The sequence below is a fragment of the Pseudomonas siliginis genome, from assembly GCF_019145195.1.
Lineage (GTDB): Bacteria > Pseudomonadota > Gammaproteobacteria > Pseudomonadales > Pseudomonadaceae > Aquipseudomonas > Aquipseudomonas siliginis.
Genome location: NZ_JAHSTW010000018.1, coordinates 1 through 3,802 on the forward strand (window position 1 = coordinate 1; position 3,802 = coordinate 3,802).

Annotated in this window: 3 protein-coding genes; all 3 read right to left on the minus strand. The window is 58.1% G+C overall.

Annotation, left to right across the window (positions count from 1 at the left end):
- Positions 1 to 150: 150 nt before the first annotated feature.
- Genes KVG87_RS25565 through KVG87_RS25575 form a run of 3 tightly spaced genes read right to left on the minus strand, consistent with a single transcriptional unit; the run spans position 151 to position 3,716 of the window.
- On the minus strand, positions 151 to 2,454 hold the full coding sequence (locus KVG87_RS25565; protein ID WP_016773187.1) for a PqiB family protein: 2,304 nt from the start codon (positions 2,452 to 2,454) through the stop codon (positions 151 to 153).
- A complete protein-coding gene (locus tag KVG87_RS25570; protein ID WP_217853214.1) occupies positions 2,447 to 3,070 on the minus strand; it encodes a paraquat-inducible protein A in 624 nt (207 codons plus the stop codon). Before KVG87_RS25570 ends, KVG87_RS25565 begins: the two co-directional genes overlap by 8 nt.
- The gene (locus KVG87_RS25575) at positions 3,057 to 3,716 is read right to left on the minus strand and encodes a paraquat-inducible protein A (protein WP_217853216.1); all 660 of its coding nucleotides are present in this window, start codon (positions 3,714 to 3,716) and stop codon (positions 3,057 to 3,059) included. Before KVG87_RS25575 ends, KVG87_RS25570 begins: the two co-directional genes overlap by 14 nt.
- Positions 3,717 to 3,802: the final 86 nt, after the last annotated feature.

Below are 3,802 nucleotides of genomic sequence, written 5' to 3' on the forward strand. Positions count from 1 at the left end.
GGCCGCGATCTGATGGGATCGCAGCCCTTTTTTATGGTCTGGATTTGTGTCGATGTGGCTGGCCCCTTCGCGAGCAGGCTCGCTCCCGCAATTGGAATGCGTTCCCCTGTGGGAGCGAGCCTGCTCGCGAAGACGTCTCAACAGACGCCACTATTTACCAAGCTGAATCTTCGGCGCCCAGGTCAGCCATTCATCCTCGAATTTGTCGAACAAAGGGAACGTCTGCTCGGCCCGCGCCGGATTGCCCATGCGCTCGCCATCCGGGGTGGCGAAGGCAATCCCACCTTGAATCAGCGTCTCCAGCGATTCGGTCCGAACCGTCACGCCTTTGAACAAGCCGTAATCGAAGCCCACGCCGCTGGTGTTCCAGAAACGGCTGCCGCTGCGCACCAGAGGCGCGTACTTTGGCTCGATCAGAATGTGCACCAACACACGGTCAGCGGTCTGGCCCAACTCATAACCGGTGACCTTGCCCACCGTGATTTCGCGGTAGGTCACTGGCACGCCGGGCTTCAGCGAACCACGACGTGCTGCGCTCAACACCAGACTCAAGCCCGCTTCCTGCTTGGTGACTTCCGGCGCCTCGGCCAAGGCAACGAAGTTCTTCTGCGGGCCGAGATTCTTCGCCGCCGGCTGGACTTCGATGTATTTACCGGTGACCAGCGTTTCCAGATTCTGCGTCTTGATCAGGCCCAGCTCCGGCTTGACCACCCAGAACTGACTGCCGACTCGCGCAATCTTTTCCGGTACTTCGGTGATGCGTGCGGTGAGGATTACCGACTGCATGTCATCGGTCAGATCGACGCTTTCAATCTTGCCGACATCGAGCCCCTTGAAACGTACCGGCGTACCGCTGCTCAAGCCGTCAGCGCGATCAACCTTGATCGTCACTACCGCGCCTTTCTTGTTTGCCTCATCGTGGTCGGCGAACAGACGGAAGCGCGGTATGCGTTTCTTCAACGGCGCATTGGCCTGCGGCGTTTCGAACGCGATACCGCCGGCCATCAGCGTTTGCAAAGATTCACTCTTGACCTGAATGCCGCCGGTCAAGCCACCCGTGAGGGTAATGCCGCTGACATTCCAGAAGCGCGTCGAGGCGTTGACCAGGTTTTCGTATTCCTTCTCGATGTGCACGCCGATAACCAGCTGCTTCTTGGTTCGGGAGAACTGGTAGCTCTGCACCGAACCGACCTTGACCTGCTTGTACAGAATCGGACTGCCGACATCGATCGAGCCCAGCGAGTCGGTGAACAGCACCAGATGCAGGCCTGGCGAACGCAGGTCCAGCGGTGGTGCTTTCGGTCGCGCCTCGAATTCGCGTTTCGGCGCAGCGCCTTTGTCGCCCGGACGCACGGCGATGTAATTACCTTTCACCAGCGCTTCCAGGCCGGTAATACCGGCAAGGGATATCGACGGTTTGACCACCCAGAACTGCGTGCCCTCAACCAGATAGTCTTCGGCCAACGGATCCAGAGTCAGCTCGGCTGTGGCGCTGTTCAGGTCCGGATCGACTTTGAGCGCTTTCAGGTTGCCGACCTGAATGCCTTTGTACATCACCGGTGTGCGACCCGCCTGCAGGCCCTCGAAATCACTGAGTTTGACCTTCACGCGAATGCCGGCAGCGGCAGCGTCGAAGTCTTCATAGAGACGGAACGGCAGGCTCGGATCGGTCGCTGGGCTGTCCTTGCGATTCTCCGGCGTCGCGAACGCGATACCACCGGCGACGATGCTGGCCAGGGATTCACTGCGCACTTTCACACCGGACAGGTTGGCGTCGATGCTGATGCCGCTGGCGTTCCAGAAACGTGTGTGTTTGCGCACCAGTTTGGCGTAGGTCGGCTCAATGAACACCTTCAGTTCAACGGTGCTCTGATCCTCGGAAAGCACGTAGCTTTTGACCTGACCGACCTTGATCTGCTTGTAGAACACCGGGCTGCCGCGATTCAGCGAGCCGAGGCGATCGGCCTTGATGGTCAGGTGCAGTCCGGGCTTGGCGTCGGACAGCGGCGGCTCTTCGGCGAGTGCCTTGAACTTGCGCACGGGCTCGCCTTCACCGGGACTGATGGCGACATAGTTACCCGAGACCAATGTCTCCAGACCAGTGATACCGGCCAGGGTCACGCTCGGTTTGACCAACCAGAACCGCGTGCTGGTCTTCAGGTATTGCTCGACGTCCTTGTTCATTTCGATAGTGGCGATCACTCCTTTGGAGTTGCCTTCATCGTCGAGCTTGAGCGTCTTGACCTTGCCGACCGGCATGCCTTTGTAGACAACTTCAGTCTTGTTGGCCTGGATGCCTTCGCCGCTTTCGAACCGCACCTGAATCTCGATACCGGTCTCGGAATAAGCACGCCAGCCGAGCCAGCCGCCGATGATCAGCGCGATCAGAGGCAGCACCCAAATGGCCGACCAGTTCGAAGCCGGTCGGGTTTTCGCTACAGGCAAATCAGTCATGGTCGTCGTCCGACTCCGTGTTATCCCAAATCAGTCGGGGATCGAAAGTTACTGCGGCGAGCATCGTCAGAATCACCACAGAGGCGAAGGCGACGGCGCCCAAATTGGCTTCGACACTGGCTATCCGGCCGAAGTTGACGACCGCCACGAGAATGGCGATCACAAAAATATCGAGCATCGACCAGCGGCCAATGAACTCGATGAAACGGTACATCCAGATACGCTGGCGGGCCGACAATGGCTGCCGACGCTGCACGGAAAACAGCAGCAACGCGATGCCGACCAATTTGAACGTGGGCACCAGAATGCTGGCGATGAACACCACGGTGGCGATCGGAATCATGCCGTGCTGCACCAGTTCAATCACGCCGGACATGATGGTGCTTGGTTCACCCTGGCCCAGGGAGCTGACCGTCATGATCGGCAAGACGTTGGCCGGAATATAGATAATGGCTGCCGTGATCAACAGCGCCCAGGTGCGGGTCAGGCTGTTGGGGCGGCGAGCGTGCACCTCCGCGCCGCAGCGGGTACAGCTCTGCTCATCGACGTCAGCTTCCTGCTTGTTCAGTTCGTGGCATTCGGTGCACACCAGAATGCCCGCATCAATCGCCCGCATGGGCATCCTCTCCTGATAATGCCTGCCAGATCTGATGCGGTGACATCACCACCTCCAGCCAGACTTGCACCAATAACAAGCCAATGAAACATGCCATCCCGAGGCCGACGGTGATTGCTGCCATATCCGCCAGCTTCACGATCGCGACGAGGACGCCCATGAGGTAGACCTCGAGCATGCCCCAGTCCCTAAGGTGGTGGTAAATACGATAGAGCAGCAAACCGTAGCTTCGGCCGACATCGAAACGAATCGTCAATAACACAAACAGCTGGCACAACAACTTGAGTAACGGTATGGCCATGCTGCAAAGGAAGACGACGATCGACACACCTTGCATGTCGGTGCTGAACAGGCCGACTACGCCACTCCAGACCGTATCCTGCGAGGATTGCCCGAGGATATTGAGTTGCATGATGGGTAAAAAGTTTGCCGGCACGTAAAGTAATAACGCGGCAATCACCAGGGCGAGGCTGCGCTGCACCACGTTATGGCGATGGGCGTACAACTCATAACCACAACGCGGGCAGAGTGCTTTCTCACCATGGGCAAGTGTCGGCTTGCGCATCAGCAGGTCGCACTCGTGGCAGGCTATCAAGTCTTCCAGCGGTAAATCTGACAGCCCGGGGGCGTCAACCGATTCTGACATACAGGCTCTGGCTCCGATAAAGATGGGGCTATTCTAGTGTTCTGCTTCGAAAATAACTGTGCAATTTTGTTCGCTTCGTTTCTGAA

Coding starts and splice junctions, on each gene's coding strand:
- KVG87_RS25565 (WP_016773187.1), bottom strand. CDS start 2,454: ATGACTGATTTGCCTGTAGCGAAAACCCGACCGGCTTCGAACTGGTCG.
- KVG87_RS25570 (WP_217853214.1), bottom strand. CDS start 3,070: ATGCGGGCGATTGATGCGGGCATTCTGGTGTGCACCGAATGCCACGAA.
- KVG87_RS25575 (WP_217853216.1), bottom strand. CDS start 3,716: ATGTCAGAATCGGTTGACGCCCCCGGGCTGTCAGATTTACCGCTGGAA.